Annotated in this window: 9 protein-coding genes and 1 pseudogene; 3 read left to right on the plus strand and 7 right to left on the minus strand. The window is 74.9% G+C overall.

All coding sequences use genetic code 11. The features are described from left to right. Positions 1-55 precede the first annotated feature (55 nt). Entirely contained in the window at positions 56-1,612 is a 1,557-nt protein-coding gene (locus DDQ41_RS00640) for an ATP-dependent DNA ligase (protein ID WP_109292674.1), read from the minus strand. Between the two features lie 623 nt (positions 1,613-2,235). Between DDQ41_RS00640 and DDQ41_RS00650 the strand changes: the two genes are divergently transcribed. Further along, the gene (locus tag DDQ41_RS00650; protein WP_109292676.1) at positions 2,236-3,324 is read left to right on the plus strand and encodes a phosphatidylinositol-specific phospholipase C domain-containing protein; all 1,089 of its coding nucleotides are present in this window, start codon (positions 2,236-2,238) and stop codon (positions 3,322-3,324) included. 430 nt (positions 3,325-3,754) lie between these two features. On the opposite strand, the gene DDQ41_RS00655 is transcribed toward DDQ41_RS00650, so the two are convergent. Further along, on the minus strand, positions 3,755-4,168 hold the full coding sequence (locus DDQ41_RS00655) for a roadblock/LC7 domain-containing protein (protein ID WP_109292677.1): 414 nt from the start codon (positions 4,166-4,168) through the stop codon (positions 3,755-3,757). Between the two features lie 423 nt (positions 4,169-4,591). Further along, positions 4,592-5,197 (minus strand): GTP-binding protein, encoded by a 606-nt coding sequence (locus tag DDQ41_RS00660; protein WP_109292678.1) that lies wholly within the window; start codon positions 5,195-5,197, stop codon positions 4,592-4,594. A 483-nt stretch (positions 5,198-5,680) separates the two neighbouring features. Between DDQ41_RS00660 and DDQ41_RS00665 the strand changes: the two genes are divergently transcribed. Together DDQ41_RS00665 and DDQ41_RS00670 are read left to right on the plus strand one after the other, a co-directional pair. Then, the gene (locus DDQ41_RS00665; RefSeq protein ID WP_109297471.1) at positions 5,681-7,105 is read left to right on the plus strand and encodes an NAD(P)/FAD-dependent oxidoreductase; all 1,425 of its coding nucleotides are present in this window, start codon (positions 5,681-5,683) and stop codon (positions 7,103-7,105) included. A gap of 76 nt (positions 7,106-7,181) precedes the next feature. Further along, positions 7,182-9,176: pseudogene (locus tag DDQ41_RS00670) on the plus strand (transketolase); the annotation flags it as partial. Between the two features lie 657 nt (positions 9,177-9,833). Here DDQ41_RS00670 and DDQ41_RS00675 read toward each other — a convergent pair. The 4 genes from DDQ41_RS00675 to DDQ41_RS00690 all read right to left on the minus strand — a co-directional run bounded on the left by DDQ41_RS00675 (position 9,834) and on the right by DDQ41_RS00690 (position 15,191). Beyond that, positions 9,834-10,919: a nucleoside hydrolase gene (locus DDQ41_RS00675; protein WP_109292680.1), complete on the minus strand. Its 1,086-nt coding sequence runs from the start codon at positions 10,917-10,919 to the stop codon at positions 9,834-9,836. Positions 10,920-11,603: 684 nt separating this feature from the next. After that, positions 11,604-12,017 (minus strand): DUF742 domain-containing protein, encoded by a 414-nt coding sequence (locus DDQ41_RS00680; protein WP_109292681.1) that lies wholly within the window; start codon positions 12,015-12,017, stop codon positions 11,604-11,606. Between the two features lie 31 nt (positions 12,018-12,048). Next, positions 12,049-12,483, minus strand: coding sequence for a roadblock/LC7 domain-containing protein (locus DDQ41_RS00685; RefSeq protein ID WP_109292682.1), 435 nt, complete (start codon positions 12,481-12,483; stop codon positions 12,049-12,051). Beyond that, positions 12,480-15,191, minus strand: a complete 2,712-nt coding sequence (locus tag DDQ41_RS00690; RefSeq protein ID WP_109292683.1) for a sensor histidine kinase — start codon at positions 15,189-15,191, stop codon at positions 12,480-12,482. The genes DDQ41_RS00685 and DDQ41_RS00690 overlap by 4 nt, the downstream gene beginning before the upstream one ends. Between the last annotated feature and the right edge of the window lie 80 nt (positions 15,192-15,271).

Genomic DNA, 15,271 nt, shown 5'->3' on the forward strand with positions numbered 1-15,271 from the left:
CTCCCGGCGGTTCCCCCCTCTCCCCCCTCTCCCCCCTCTTCCCGCGCTCCGCGCCTCACTCCCCCGACGGAGCCGCGACGGGCGTGGCGGCGAGGACGGTCTCGACCGTGTCGGCCTGCGCCGCCGGTTTGTCGGGACGGTGGCGCAGAACGCGGGCGAACCGCAGTGCGACACCGGCCGGGTAGCGCGAAGAGCGCTGCAGACCGTCGTAGGCGATCTCGACGACGAGTTCCGGCCGCACCCGCACCCGGAAGCCGTCGTCCTCCACGGCGAGCTCCCGCAGCCGCTCCGTCTGCCAGCGGAGCATCTCGTCGGTGAGGCCCTTGAAGGTCTTGCCGAGCATGGCGAACCCCCCGTCGGCGGCCCGCGCGCCCAGGTGGAGGTTGGACAGCGTTCCCGTACGGCGGCCGTGGCCCCACTCGGCGGCGAGTACGACCAGGTCGAGCGTGTGCACGGGCTTCACCTTGAGCCAGGAGCGGCCGCGGCGCCCCGCCGAGTACGGCGCGTCCAGGGCCTTGACCATCACCCCCTCGTGGCCGCGGCCGAGGGTGGCGGCCAGGAAGTCCTCGGCACCCGCGAGCCCGGCGGGGGACGCGGGGTCCTCGACGACGAACCTCCGCACCCGCATGGGCCGCGGAACCAGCGCGGCGAGTTCGGCGTGCCGCTCGCGCCCCGGCAGATCGAGCACGTCCCTCCCCTCGAGCGCGAGGATGTCGAAGAAGACCGGCGACAGCGGAACCGCCGCCGTGGCCGCGGCCACATCCGCCCGGGAGCCGACGCGTGCGGCGGTGTCCTGGAACGGCAGGGGCCGGCCCGCCGGATCGAGGGCGATCACCTCGCCGTCGAGGATGAAGCGGTCCGCCGGCAGTTCGCGCACCGCCTCGACCACGTCCGGCAGCCTGGCCGTGATGTCGTCGAGGGACCGCGTGTGGACACGGACGTCCTCGGCCGAGCGATGGACCTGAATGCGGACCCCGTCCAGCTTCTCCTCGACGGAGCAGGCGCCCAGGGCCCGTACCGCGTCGGCCACCGAGGCCGAGGTGCGGGCCAGCATGGGCTGCACGGGGCGGCCCACCCGCAGCCGGAAGGACGAGAGCGCCGCGGGGCCTTCCGCGAGGACCGCTTCCGCCACCCGGGGGAGTGAACCGTCGAGCATCACCGCCCTCCGGACCTCGGCGGACGGCGCACCCGCGGCCCTGGCTACGCCCTCGAGCGCCACGGCGTCCAGCGCGCCCTGGCGCACTTCGCCGGTCAGCAGACGCACCAGGAAATCCTGTTCGGGGCCGGTCGCGGCGGCCATCAGCCCGCCCACGAGCCTCCTGCGTTCGGCCTGGGCACCCGTCCCGCCGACCCGGGCGAGCGCCGTGAACGCAGCATCGGTCTCGGCGACGGTCAGGACGGGCGCCCCGGCCGGCTCGGGCCGGTGCCCGAGGACGTTCCGGCCGACGCCGAGCCGCCCCTGAGGGATCCGTCCGGCCAGATAGGAGATGACGAGCGCGGCCTCCTGCGGCCGGGCGTCTCGGAACAGGGACGCCAGCGCTTCGGTCTTCCGGGTGCGGGAAGGCTCGGCAGCGATCTGCCGGGACACATCGGCGAGGCGGGCCAGCAGCATGCGGCCATCGTGCCCGGCGGGGCCCCGTTCCGCACTCCGGTGCACCCGGCACCGGAGAGGGCGGCGGGACCGGCAGGGGGGGGCGGCCGGGGCGGCGCGACCAGCAGGGGACGGCCGGGCTTCTTCGGCGGCGGGTGCGGGGCTGACTATCCGTGTCCCGGCCGGCCACTACCCCGACGCCGCCCAGGCCCGCCCAGGCCCAGGCCCCCGACGCCGGCCCAGGCCCCCGACGCGGCGATCGGCCGTCGGCGGCAGGTGCGGGCACTGCCCGCTACTCGGCCTGGTACGACCGGGCTCGCCGGCTCCGTCCATCCGGTCGGCGGCACCGGCCATCCGGTCGCCGGCACCGGCCATCCGGTCGCCGGCACCGGCCATCCGGTCGGCGGCTCCGGCCGGACGCGCGGCAGCCGGCCCCGTACCGCAGCTCCCCTCGTCTGCCACCGCCCCGCCACAGCACCACCCGTACCGGAGGCATCAGCGGAACCACCCGCACCCGCAGCACCGCCGGAAGTGCTCCAAGGCCCCGGAAGCTCTTCGCGCGATTGCCCCAGAGTCTCCCCTTCTTCACTCAACTCCCTTACTCTGCCGTGGGTTTGCACCGCTCCCGACACAGGCAGGGGACCATGGGGAAGCTCTCGCGCACGGCTGCGGCATCAGTCTCCGCCGCCGCACTGGGTGTGGCGCTCGTACCGGCACAGGCGCCCGCGGTCGCCGCGCCCGGCAACGAGGCGGCGGCACCGGCGTACTCGTCGACGACCTCCGTCGGCGTCCACAACGCCTATGAGAAGGCCAAGTACCGCTACTTCGCGGACGCCCTGGACTCGGGTGCGGGAATGCTCGAGATCGACGTGTGGACCAATGTGTTCGGCAGATCCTTCCGGGTCGCCCACGACAACCCGGTGGGCAACGACAACAACTGCGTGAACGCCTCGACGGCCGCCGAGCTGCGCAACAAGCCCCGCGACCGGGATCTCGGCGGCTGCCTCTCCGACATCCGCGCCTGGCACGACGCGAACCCCGGGCACCGGCCCGTCCTCCTCAAGGTGGAGATGAAGGACGGGTTCCAGAGCAAGCACGCCCGGGGCCCCGCCGCGCTCGACGCACTGCTCACCGCCCGGCTCGGCGACGCGCTGTTCCGGCCCGCCGACCTGGCCGCCGGCCATCCGGACCTCGACACCGCGGTACGGGCCCGCGGGTGGCCTTCCCGCACAGACCTGGCGGGGAAGTTCATCGTCGAACTCATCCCGGGCACGGTCGAGCAGGGGAACCCGTTCGACACGCTGTGGACCGACCGGGAGTACGCGACCCACCTGCGCAACCTCGCCGCTGCCGGCCGGCTGCCGGAGGCGTCGGCGTTCCCCGCCGTACTGGGCGCGCAGTCCGGCGACCCGCGCGGCCGCTACCAGGACGCCTCCCTCCGCCCGTGGTTCGTCGTCTTCGACGGATCCGCCTCCCAGTACGCGGGCGGCTCGATCGACACCGCCTGGTACGACCGCAACCACTACCTCGTCCTGATGACGGGCGCCCACAGCGTGCCGCCCGCGATCGACGGCACCAGTCCTACGGAGGCACAGGCACGCGACCGCGTCGCGCTGCTGGCAGGCCGGCACGCGAGCGTGGTCTCGTCGGACTGGTACACGCTGCCCTCGGTCCTGTCGAGCGTGGTGCCCCGGGGAACCGCCGACGGCACAACCGCCCCGTCCCAGCGGTAGAACGGGACGGAGCTGTCTCCCGGCGCACCGGGCGGAGCACGACGCCGACCGGTGCGCTCCCCTGATGCCCCGTGTGCGCCGTCCGCCCGCGCAGGGCCCCGCCGGGTGTGGTGAGTTGTCAGCGTCCGCCCGGGACGCGCCGTCCGCCCGCGCAGGGCCCCGCCCGACCTGACGGCGCCCTGCGCGGGCGGGCCGTCACGAGTGCCCCGTCTCATGCCCGGCGAGCGGTTGGCCCGGGTCGCGGGGCGGGGCGGGGCGGAAGGTGCCGTTCGGCCCGGCCCCGGGCCCGGGGCGGGGCCGCCGCCCAGCCGGAAGCCGACGGCCGATGGCCGATGGCGAACGGCGAACGCCGAACGGCGAACGCCGAACAGTGAGACCGGGTGAGACCGGGAAGGCGTTGGAGACACGGCCCGACAGGGCGGTGGACGTCTCAGAAGTCGGAGACCGTGACCCGGCCCGGCTGCCGCGCGGCCACCGTCAGATGCTCCCCCATCCGGTTCACCAGCAGCGTCATCTCGTAGGCCACCTGGCCGACATCGGCCTCCGCGGCGCTGAGCACGCACAGGCAACTGCCGTCCCCCGCCGCCGTGACGAAGAGCATCGCCTCGTCGAACTCCACCATGATCTGCCTCGCCCTGCCCGCCCGGAAGCGCCTGCCCGAACCCCGGGCGAGACTGTGCAGTCCGGAGGAGACGGCGGCGAGGTGCTCCGCGTCCTCACGGGCGAGTCCGCTGCTCGCACCGGTCACCAGGCCGTCGTTGGACAGCACGAGGGCGTGCCGTATGTACGAGATCCTCTTGGTCAGGTCGTCCAGGAGCCATTCGAGCCCCTTGTCCGCTGCCATGACGTTCCTCCCCGTGCGCGTGTCTGTTCGCGTTCCCCCGTGTCGCGGGTAAGCCTTGCGCACCGTCCCCCTCCCGGCAAGGAGTCATGGCGGGCGCACGGCAGCGAGGAGTCGGCTCTCCCCCACCGCGGGTCGCGCCCCAGGTCGCACCCCCTGGCGGGAAGGCTGTCGCAGGGCGGGGCTCAGGACGGATCTCAGGACGGGTCTCAGGACGGATCTGGGACGAGTGGCGGGCCCTCCCGTCCGACGGCACCCGCACCGCGAACGCGTCGACGGTCCGGGCGCACGGCGCACGGCGGACGGCGGACGGCGGAGGCAGAGGCAGACATCAGACGTCGGAGGCAGACGGCGGACCGGTCGCCGCGCCTCGCCGGGTACCCGCTCGCCGCTCCGGGCGGCCCTCACCCCGTCCTCGTGCCGCCCTCATCCCACCGAGTCGAGGAGTCGGGCGGTGTGCATCCGCCCGGCGTACTCCACCAGCCGGACCAGCACCTCCTTCCCCGAGTCGCGGTCGCGAGCGTCGCACAGCACGACCGGGGTACCCCGGTCGAGGTCCAGCGCGCGGGAGACCTCGTGCGCGCCGTAGGTCCGCGCCCCGGGGAAGCAGTTGACGGCGACGACGAACGGAATGCGCCGGTGCTCGAAGTAGTCGACGGCGGGGAAACTGTCCTCCAGGCGCCGGGTGTCCGCGAGGACCACCGCGCCGAGCGCCCCCTGCGACAGTTCGTCCCACAGGAACCAGAAGCGGTCCTGCCCCGGCGTCCCGAAGAGGTAGAGGGAGAGCCCCGAGCGGATCGTGATGCGGCCGAAGTCCATGGCGACGGTGGTCGTCGCCTTCTGGTCGACTCCACCCGTGTCGTCGACGCCCTCGCCCGCCTCGCTGAGCCGTTCCTCCGTCCGCAGTGGCCGGATTTCGCTGACCGCTCCGACAAGGGTCGTCTTGCCCACGCCGAATCCGCCGGCGACCAGTATCTTCAGTGCGAGAGCGGCGGCGTCTCCGCCGGTACCGCCAGAGAGCTCGGTGGCCATCGATCACTTCTCTCCGTGGGTGTGCGCCGACTCCTGGCAGGAAGCGAACCAGGTCAGGGACGCCCCGGCCGTCCGGGGCAGACCGGTCACGAGGTCGGACGCCAGCACATCTGTTCTGTGAACGTGAGCAGTATGGCAATCGGAGCCACAGGCGGGGCGCCTGGATCGCTTTTTGCGCAATGTGACTGCTCCGGACTGAATAGGTGTCCGGATCTATTCGCTTTCCTGTGCTTTCCATTGGCCGCGACACTTCGACGGGGGGAGGCTGGATACACGGACGCGTGAGCGAAGACGATTCCCGGTGAGCGCCGGCACGGCGTTTGACCCCGCGCCGGCGGGGCACCCGGAGCGCCCAGTCCCTCGCATGCCCCGATTCCCCATGGGAGGCGATTCGCCGTGCAGGCCGACGACATCCGGACCCCGCATCCGCAGGCCCCGCTCACCACCCCCCGGGAGCCGCGGTCACGGCCGCGTCGGTACGCCGTGACCAGGATCGTCGTCGTGGGAGCCGGGTTCGCCGGCCACCGCACGGCACGGGCGCTCTCCCGGTCACTGGCCAGGGAGCGGGTCGAGATCGTGCTGCTGAACCCCACCGACTACTTTCTGTACCTCCCGCTGCTGCCCCAGGTGGCCGCCGGGCTCCTGGAACCGCGACGGGTGACCGTCTCCCTCGCACACACCCTGCCCAGGGTGCGGCTCGTGCTGGGCGAGGCGACGCGGGTCGACCTCGCCGGGCACCGTGTGCACTACACGGACCCGGAGGGCGCAAGCCGGGAGCTGGCGTACGACCGGCTCGTACTCGCCGTCGGCAGTGTCAACAAGCTGCTCCCCGTCCCCGGGGTGAACGAGCACGCGCACGGCTTCCGCGGGCTTCCCGAAGCGCTGTACCTGCGCGACCACGTCGTCCGGCAGGTGGAGATGGCGGGTGCGGCACCGCACGCCGACGAGTGCGGGTCACGCTCCACCTTCGTCGTGGTCGGCGCCGGCTACACCGGCACCGAGGTCGCCGCCCAGGGCAAGATCTTCACCGACGGGCTCCACGCCCAGATGTCCCGCCCGAAGGGCCCGTTCGGCCCGGCCTGGCACTCACCGGACACCCGGCCGCGCTGGCTGCTCCTCGACATCGCACCCCGTGTGCTGCCCGAACTCGACCGGCGGCTGTCCGAGACCGCCGACCGGGTGCTGCGCGCCCGGGGCGTGGAGGTGCGCACCGGTACCTCCATCAGGGAGGCGACGCCCGACGGGGTGCTGCTGGACGACGGCGAGTTCGTTCCGACCAGGACCCTGGTGTGGTGCGTGGGGGTGCGGCCGGATCCGCTCGTGGCCGACGTCGGGCTGCCCCTGGACCGCGGACGGCTGCGGGTGACCGCGGAACTCGATGTGCCGGGGCATCCCGACGTGTTCGCCTGCGGGGACGCCGCCGCCGTACCCGACCTGACGCGCCCGCTGCCGGGGGACGGCGACGGCGCAGGGGCCGGGAACGGGGCAGGTGCACGGGCCGGGAACGGTGCGGGGCACGGCGCCCGCTATGAACTGACCCCGATGACCGCGCAGCACGCCACCCGGCAGGGCGATGTCGCGGCGAACAACGTCGCGGCGTCGCTCGGGTACGGCACCGCGCGCGTCTACCGCCACCACGACCTCGGCTTCGCCGTGGACCTGGGCGGTGTCCAGGCGGCGGCGAACCCGCTGGGCGTGCCGCTGTCCGGACTGCTCGCGGGTGCGGTCACCCGCGGCTACCACCTGGCGGCGATGCCCGGCAACCGGGTGCGGGTGGCGGCCGACTGGCTGCTGGACGCGGCGCTGCCGCGCCAGGCCGTGCAACTCGGCCTCGTCAGCCCGTGGTCGGTGCCGCTCGACACCTCGTCGCCCGAGGTGGCCCGGCTGCCGGGCCGACCCCGGCCGTGACGGGACCCCGCCACGGTCCCGGCAGGGACCCGGCAGACCCGGCAGACCCGGCAGACCCGGCAGGGTCCCGGCAGACCCCGCAGACCCGGCAGACCCGGCAGACCCGGCAGGGTCCCGTAACGGACCCGCCAGAGACCCGCCAAACCCGCCAGGAACCCGCCGGGGGCTTTCACCGGCCACGGGAACGACGGACGACCGGACACCGGACGACCAGGAACGGAGCGACATGCGCTACGAAGAACTGACCGAACTGGCCCGGCAGTTGCGGGTGGACTCGGTACGGGCGGCCGACGCGGCGGGTTCGGGCCATCCGACGTCGTCGATGTCCGCGGCCGACCTCACCGCCGTACTCCTCGCCCACCACCTGCGCTACGACTTCTCCGACCCGGGGAACCCGGCCAACGACCGGCTGGTCTTCTCCAAGGGCCATGCCTCGCCGCTGCTGTACTCGCTCTACAAGGCGGCGGGTGCCATCGACGACGAGGAGCTGCTGACGTTCCGCAAGCGCGACAGCCGTCTGGAGGGCCACCCGACGCCGCTGCTGCCCTGGGTGGACGTCGCCACGGGCTCGCTCGGCCAGGGCCTGCCCGTCGGGGTGGGGATGGCCCTGGCCGGCAGGTACCTCGACCGTGTCCCCTACCGGATCTGGGTCCTCTCCGGGGACAGCGAGATGGCGGAGGGGTCCGTCTGGGAGGCCGTCGAGCACGCCGCGTTCGAGCAGTTGGGCAATCTGAAGCTGATCATCGACGTCAACCGGCTCGGGCAGCGCGGGCCGACCCGCCACCAGCACGACCTCGGTGCCTACGCCCGGCGGCTCCGGGCGTTCGGCTGGCACACCGTGGAGGTCGACGGCCATGACGTCGAGGCCGTCGACAAGGCCCTCGGCGAGGCGGTGCGGGTGGAAGGGCGGCCGACCGCCGTCATCGCGGCCACCCGCAAGGGGCGCGGCGTCGCCGCCGTGGAGGACCGGGAGGGCAGGCACGGCAAGCCGCTGCCCGACGCGGAGGCGGCCATCGAGGAACTGGGCGGACCGCGGTTCGTGCGGGTCGAGGTCGAGGCGCCCCCGGCGGCGCGCGTCCGGCGCGTCCGGGACCTGGCGCCGCTGGCGCTCCCCCGGTTCGAGCCCGGCACCCGGGAGGCGACCAGGACGGCGTACGGGCACGCCCTGGCCGCGCTGGGCTCGGCACGGGGCGACGTGGTCGCGCTCGACGCCGAGGTCGGCGACTCCACGCGCACGGAGTACTTCAAGGAGGAGCACCCGGACCGTTACCTGGAGTTCTACATCGCCGAGCAGCAACTGGTGGCCGCGGCGGTCGGCCTGCAGGCGCGCGGCTGGGTGCCGTACGCGTCGACCTTCGCCGCGTTCCTCACCCGGGCCCACGACTTCATCCGCATGGCCGCGGTGAGCCGGGCGGACATCAACCTCGTCGGATCGCACGCCGGCGTGGCGATCGGGGAGGACGGCCCCTCGCAGATGGGCCTCGAGGACCTGGCGATGCTGCGGTCCGTCCACGGGTCGACGGTGCTCTACCCGTGCGACGCCAACCAGACGGCGCGGCTGGTGGCGGCGATGGCGGAGCTGGACGGCGTCCGCTATCTGCGGACCAGCCGCGGCGAGACACCCGTCGTCTACGGTCCGGACGAGGATTTCCCGGTCGGCGGCAGCAAGGTGCTGCGCGGCGGCGACGGCGACAGGGCGGCGATCGTCGCCGCGGGGGTGACGGTCCACGAGGCCCTGCGCGCCGCGGACGCCCTCGCCGCGGACGGGATCCCGGTCCGGGTCGTCGACCTGTACTCGGTCAAGCCCGTGGACGTGGAGACCCTCGACGACGCCGCCCGGGAGACGGGGTGCATCCTCACGGTGGAGGACCACCGCCCGGAGGGCGGCATCGGCGACGCCGTGGCGGAGGCGTTCTCGGACGGGCGCCCCGCACCCAGGCTCGCGCGGCTCGCCGTAGGCGGTATGCCGGCCTCCGCCACACCGGACGAGCAGCTGCACGCCGCCGGGATCGACGCGGAGTCGATCGCCGCGGCCGTGAAGCTGCTCGTGGGGAGGGGCGTCGCCCCCTGAGCCGACCGGCCGCCGCAGCGGCCGCGCGCGGGCCGCGTCCGGCCGCACCTGTGCCCGCCCACCGCCGGTACGGGGTTACGGAGGCACGGGGTTACGGAGGCACGGGGTTACGGAGGCACGGGGTTACGGAGGCACGGGGTTACGGAGGTACGAGGGCGGCAGGCGGCAGGCGGCAGGCGGCAGGCGGCAGGCGGCAGGCGGCAGGCGACCGTGGCACCGGGACCGCGCGTGCCGGTCGCCGAACCCTGGAGGGCCACCGGCCGGAGTGGATCCCGTTCCCCTCCGACGGTGCGCGGCGCACGCACGGCCCCGAAGCCGGTGGCCGGATTGCGGCGCACCCGACGGCATGCCGGTGGCGGACCGCGGTGCACCCGACGGCGGCGGTGCCGGCCGGGTGCACCGGCCGACCTCCTCGGCCGGCCGGTGCGGAACCCGGCCCGGAACCGGTTGTCGTACCCCCGCGCTACGGTGCCGGACATGGTGGAGTTCGTACTGACGGCGGCCGCTCGGCTCGGTGCACGGGGCGAGGCGGCCGTACGGGCGCGCTCGACCGGAGCCGTCCGCACATCCGTGGGGGCTGACGGCGGGAGCCGGACGCTACTCCGCCCCGGCGGCCCCGCGGACGACGCCCGGCGGGTGACGGCGAGCGGCCCCGGGTCATCCCGGACCGCCCGTGGTGCGCGGAGCGCTCTCCGTGCGCGGGCCGCCCTGGGTGCGAGCGGCGCCCTCCGTGCTCGAACCGGGCTCCGTAGCCGAGGCGTCCTCCGGGCGCGGGGCGTTTCGACCCGCGCCCTCCGGGCCCGCCACCCGCCGTCCGAGCGTGTCGACGGCGGCGACGACCCGGTCCCAGAACCTCTCCTGGTCGAGGCCCACCGCCACGCGCGCGTTGACCGGCCGGTCGAGGTGCCGATGGAGGTCCACGACGGTCGCCCCGCGGGTGAACGCCCCTCGGAGTTCGACGGCGACGCTCGCCTCGGCACAGTCCACGATCGCCGGATCGACGACCCGGGCCACCGCCACCGGATCGTGCAGGGGTGGCGCGGAGAATCCCCGCGAGCGCCGGTAGGTGCCGGCGAAGAACGTCATCAGCTCCGCGCATACGCGCCCGAGGTCCGTGTCGAGCCCCTCCAGCCGGGCGAGCACCTCGGGGGTGACCAGCGCCTGATGGGTGACGTTGAGCCCGCACATGGTCACGGGCAGCCCGCTGCGGAAGACGATGTCGGCGGCCTCCGGGTCGACGAAGATGTTGAACTCGGCGGCGGGAGTGCGGTTGCCGCGCTCCGTCGAACCACCCATGAGCACGATCTCGCGGATGTGCGCCGCCACGTCGGGGTAGCGGGTGAGCAGCAGGGCGATGTTGGTCAGCGGCGCGGTCGGCACCAGGGTCACGGGTTCCGGGTGCCGGGTGAGGATCCGGTACATCAGGTCGACGGCGTGCTCGGGCACGGTATCGACGGTCGGTGCGCCGAAGCTCGGCCCGTCCAGGCCCGACTCGCCGTGGACGTCGTCCGCGATCTGGAGTCGACCGAGGAGCGGACGGGCGCAGCCTGCGGCGACGGGCACGTCGGTGATACCCGCGACGGTGCAGACGCGACGGGCGTTGAGCGTTGTCTTCTCCAGTACCTGGTTGCCGGCGACGGTGGTGATCGCGAGCAGGTCGACGGCGGGATCCCCGGCGGCGAGCAGGATGGCGAGGGCGTCGTCGTGCCCGGGGTCGCAGTCGAGGATGATCGGTACGGACACGGTGCTCCTCGGCGTCGGTGTCGGCTCTTGGGGACGCGCGCCGTCGGTGGGGCGGCGTGGCCGCCAGGGCGGCCGGTACGGCGCGGATTCGGGGCGACGCGGACTTCGGACGGCGCGGACTCGGAGCGGCGCGGACTCGGAGCGGCGCGGACTCGGAGCGGCGCGGACTCGGAGCGGCGGCGTCGCCGTGGACAGGGAGCAGCGGGCGTTTCAGCGGGCAAGGGCCGGCGGGCCCCGGGCGGGGAAGCGACGCCACCAGTGTGCCCCGGATCCCGCCGCGCGGTCCCCTGGCGCGCGGACCGCGGTTCGCGCGCCAGGGGACCGCGCGCCAGATGTTCCTTCGTCGTGCGGGGCGTCCCGCCCGCGCGCACCAGGCGCTCCGTCCGCCGTCCGGGGTGTTCCGCACGTGCGTACCGGATGGTCCGCACGGCCGTACACGATGGCACGTACGGGCGCACGGCCCCGTACGAGCGCGGGCGCACAGACGCACGGGCGCACAGACGCACGGGGTGTTCCCTACGGGGTGTTCCGGGCCGTGCCGGACTCCCCCGGCGCGGACCGGGTCCCGGCTCAGCGCGGAGCCGGGCGCGCTCCGGGCTTCCCCGCCCCGGCTCGCCGGGCCCGGCGCCGCGGGTGAGCGGGGCCGCGCCGGACACGGCGGCCCGGTGGCCCGGCGGCCCGGGCTCACAGGGCTCTGAGGCCGTCGATCACCTCCCGCAGGATCCTCTCGTCCGGTAGCTGCGCGGGCGGCACCGGCATGGAGACCGTGACATGCCCGCCTTCCAGCAGATCGCCGACGAGCACCCGGACGACTCCCACCGGCAGATCGGCGTCCGCGGCGAGTTCGGCGACGGACTGGGCCTCGGTGCGGCAGAGTCGCAGCAGTGCCCGGTGCTCGGGACCGAGCAGGGACTCCGCCGCCCGGTCCGCCGCGTCGCCGACGGCGTCTACGAGCGCGATGAGGTCGAGGCGCGCGGAGTTCGGTCCGGGCCGGGTGCGGCCTCCGGTCATGGCGTACGGGCGGACCAGCGGACCCGCCTCGGCGTCGTACCAGCGGCTGCCCGGGAGGTCCGGGCGGCCGTCGGCGGCATCGTTCATGTCGCTGGAGCCCTTCTCCGGTCAAGAGGCGTCAAAAGGCGGCGGACGGGGGCGTGGACGTGCGTGGCGGGCTGCCGAGGTGCTCGCCGACGCGCTTGACCAGCCGTGCCATCTCGTAGGCGATGAGCCCCACATCGGCGGTGACGGAGCAGAGGACGGCAAGGCAGGAGCCCTCGCCCGCGGCGGCGACGAAGAGGAAGCCGTCGTCCATCTCGACCATCGTCTGCCGGACCCCGCCGGTGCGGAAGTGGCGGCCGGCGCCCTTGGCGAGGCTGTGGAACCCGGAGGAGACGGCCGCGAGATGCTCCGCGTCCTCCCGGGTCAGTCCGCCGGACGCGCCGACGGCGAGGCCGTCGCCGGAGAGCACGACCGCGTGGCGGACCTCGCCCACCCTCAGTACCAGGTCGTCGAGCAGCCAGTCGAGTTCACCGGAGCGGTGATGGGAGGTCCTCTCGTGGTCGATCATGCGGGGTCTCCTTCGCTGCGGTGGGCGCCGGTGTGGGTGGGACTGCCCGGGGCGGCGCCTTCACCGCGGGCCCAGCCGGCGCGGTAGGCGGTCATCCGGTCCCGGACCTGTTCGGGGGTGCGTTCCGCTGCGTCCTGCCGGGCGGGGTCCGCCGGTTCCGGCTGCGAGGCCGTGCGCAGCTGGGGGACGAGGCTGGCCTGCCTGACGCGGCGCGGCAGACCGGCCGCTTCCGCGGAGGAGGGGGCCTTGCGGGTGGTGCCGCCGCGGGCCTGGGTGCGGACGGGGGTGCTCTCGGGGCGGGGGCCTCCGTCGGGTGGTGTCCCGTTGCGGTCGGGCAGCCGCAGGGCGACGACGCCCGGCGGTGGGGCCGCCCGCCGGGCCCCGGCCTCGGTGTCCTGCGGGTCGGGCGGGCCCGGCGGAGGTTGCTCGCCGTGCCGTTCCGGCCGCGGCTCCGTGTCCGGCACGGCGCAGGGGGCGGAGGGTGTCGCGGGCCCCGGTCCCGGGGCGTGTGCGGCCGCACGGCCCGCGGCCGCCGCAGTCGCGTCGCCTGCGGGCGGGGCGCTCCGCAGCAGCGCGGTGGGGACCAGGACGACGGCGGTGGTCCCCGCGTACGGCGAGGTCCGCAGTTCCACCCTGATGTCGTGGCGGGCGGACAGCCGGCTGACGACGAAGAGGCCCAGCCGGTCGCTGTCGAAGAGGTCGAGCGCCTCCGACTGCTCGATGCGGCGGTTGGCGTCCGCGAGGGCCTCCTTGCCCATTCCGAGTCCCCGGTCCTCGATCTCCAGTGCGTAGCCGTTGCCGACCGGCTCGCCGCTGACCCTGACCTTGGTGTGCGGCGGTGAGAACTGTGCCGCGTTCTCGATGAGTTCGGCCAGCAGGTGGGTGAGGTCGGCGACCGCGGCCCCGGCCACCGCGGCCTCCGGAAGCTGCCGCACCTCGACCCTCGCGTAGTCCTCGACCTCGGACACCGCGGCGCGGACGACGTTGGTGAGCGGCACGGGCATCCGCCAGGCCCGGCCCGGTGCCGCGCCGGACAGGATGATGAGGCTCTCCGCGTGCCGGCGCATACGGGTCGTCAGATGGTCGAGGCGGAACAGGTCGCCGAGTTCACCGGGGTCCTCCGCACGGCGCTCCATGCCGTCGAGCAGGGTGAGCTGCCGGTGGACCAGCACCTGGCTGCGGCGGGCGAGGTTGACGAACACCCCGGAGATGCCGCGGCTGAGTTCGGCGCGTGCGACGGCGGCGCTCAGCGCGGCGCGGTGCACGGTGGACAGCGCCTCGCCGACCTCGGCGATCTCGTCCTGCGCGGGCGGCCCGGGCGGCGCCTCGGCCCGGATGTCGATGTCCTCGCCGGAGCGGAGCCGGCCCATGGCCTGCGGCAGTTTGTGCCGGGCGATCTCCAGGGCCGTGTTGCGGAGACCGACGAGTTCGACGACGAGGGCACGTCCGATGCGTACGGAGATGGCGAGGGAGGCCGCCACCGCGACCAGTCCGAGCAGGACCGCGGCACCCGCGGCGGTGAACAGGCCCTGACCGACCGGATCGGCCCGGTCCGCCGCGCCGCTCCGGGCGCTCGCCTCGATGTCCCGCATGCCGGCGCGGACGGCGTTGTGGGCGGTGTCCCAGGTGGCGGCGGGTACGGCCGCGGCCGCCCGGCGCCCGGCCGGGGCGGCGGCGGTGGCGTCCTCGGCGGACCTCAGGGCCCGGTAGGCGACCTGGCCCGTGAGCACCCGCCAGGAGGCTCGCTCGCGCGGGCGCAGATCGGCCGCGGCGGACTCGGTGAGCGCACGCCGGGTCTCCACCGCCCCGGTGAACCGCCGCAGCCGGTCGGCGCCGAAGGACCCGGCGGCACGGGCACCGGTGAGCAGCACGTCCTCACGCGCGAGCATTTCCCCGGCCCGGGCGAACTCGAGCAGCACCCGCGCGTCCGCACTGGTGCCGGAGTCCTGGACGCCGGCGAGTGCGCCGGCGACGCCGAAGCCCGAGCCGATGGCGGCCGTGTACTTCTCGTATGCGCCGTCCCAGTCGGTCCGGCCGTCGAGCACGGAGGCCCGAAGGGCGGTGAGACCGCGGCCCCGAGTGACGAACCCGGCCAGCCGGCGGCCGACGTCGCGGGGCAGTTCGGCGCCCTCGGCGACGGTGTGGGACGGGCCGAGGGAGAGTGCGGCGAGTGCGGCGTCGGTGGCCTTCGCCCGCTGCCGCAGCTCGGTGGCGCGCTGTGAGCCGGGCGCGGCGATCTGGCGGAGTGCGGCCCGGCGTTCGTCCTGGAGTGCGTGCACGGCGTGGGCGACGGGTCCGCGCACGCGGTTCTCGACTTCCTGGAGCTGGCGGAGCCGGGCGACGTCCTGCGCGGTGGTGACGGTGGCGAACCCCCAGAGGGCGAGCAGGGAGACGACGGGGACCATCAGCAACGAGATGATCTTGGCGCGTACGGTCCCTGGGCGCAGCGGCCGGGGCTCCCCCGGCCCCGGTGCCTCCCGGCGGGGCGGGCCGGCCGGCCCGTGGGCGGTAGCGGACTCGGCCCGTTCGTCCGCGGGCGGCCCCGCGTGGGCGCGGCGACCGCGGCCGATGCCCTTGTGCGGCGGGGCGTCCGGCTCGGGCCCCGCGTGGGCGCGGCGACCGCGGAACGCCGGGGCACCGGCCGCCGCGGGTGGTCGCGGGTGCGGGGGCGGCGTCTGGGCGCCGGACGTGCTGCGCGGTCTGCGCATGGCCTCCTCGTTCCGGGTGCGGGTCGTTGGGTGCGGCGGGGACGGCGGGGCGGCCGCGCGGGTTTCCGGGCCGGGGCGGG

This window comes from Streptomyces spongiicola, from assembly GCF_003122365.1.
GTDB lineage: Bacteria > Actinomycetota > Actinomycetes > Streptomycetales > Streptomycetaceae > Streptomyces > Streptomyces spongiicola.

Coding starts and splice junctions, on each gene's coding strand:
- DDQ41_RS00640 (WP_109292674.1), bottom strand. CDS start 1,612: ATGCTGCTGGCCCGCCTCGCCGATGTGTCCCGGCAGATCGCTGCCGAG.
- DDQ41_RS00650 (WP_109292676.1), top strand. CDS start 2,236: ATGGGGAAGCTCTCGCGCACGGCTGCGGCATCAGTCTCCGCCGCCGCA.
- DDQ41_RS00655 (WP_109292677.1), bottom strand. CDS start 4,168: ATGGCAGCGGACAAGGGGCTCGAATGGCTCCTGGACGACCTGACCAAG.
- DDQ41_RS00660 (WP_109292678.1), bottom strand. CDS start 5,197: ATGGCCACCGAGCTCTCTGGCGGTACCGGCGGAGACGCCGCCGCTCTC.
- DDQ41_RS00680 (WP_109292681.1), bottom strand. CDS start 12,017: ATGAACGATGCCGCCGACGGCCGCCCGGACCTCCCGGGCAGCCGCTGG.
- DDQ41_RS00685 (WP_109292682.1), bottom strand. CDS start 12,483: ATGATCGACCACGAGAGGACCTCCCATCACCGCTCCGGTGAACTCGAC.
- DDQ41_RS00690 (WP_109292683.1), bottom strand. CDS start 15,191: ATGCGCAGACCGCGCAGCACGTCCGGCGCCCAGACGCCGCCCCCGCAC.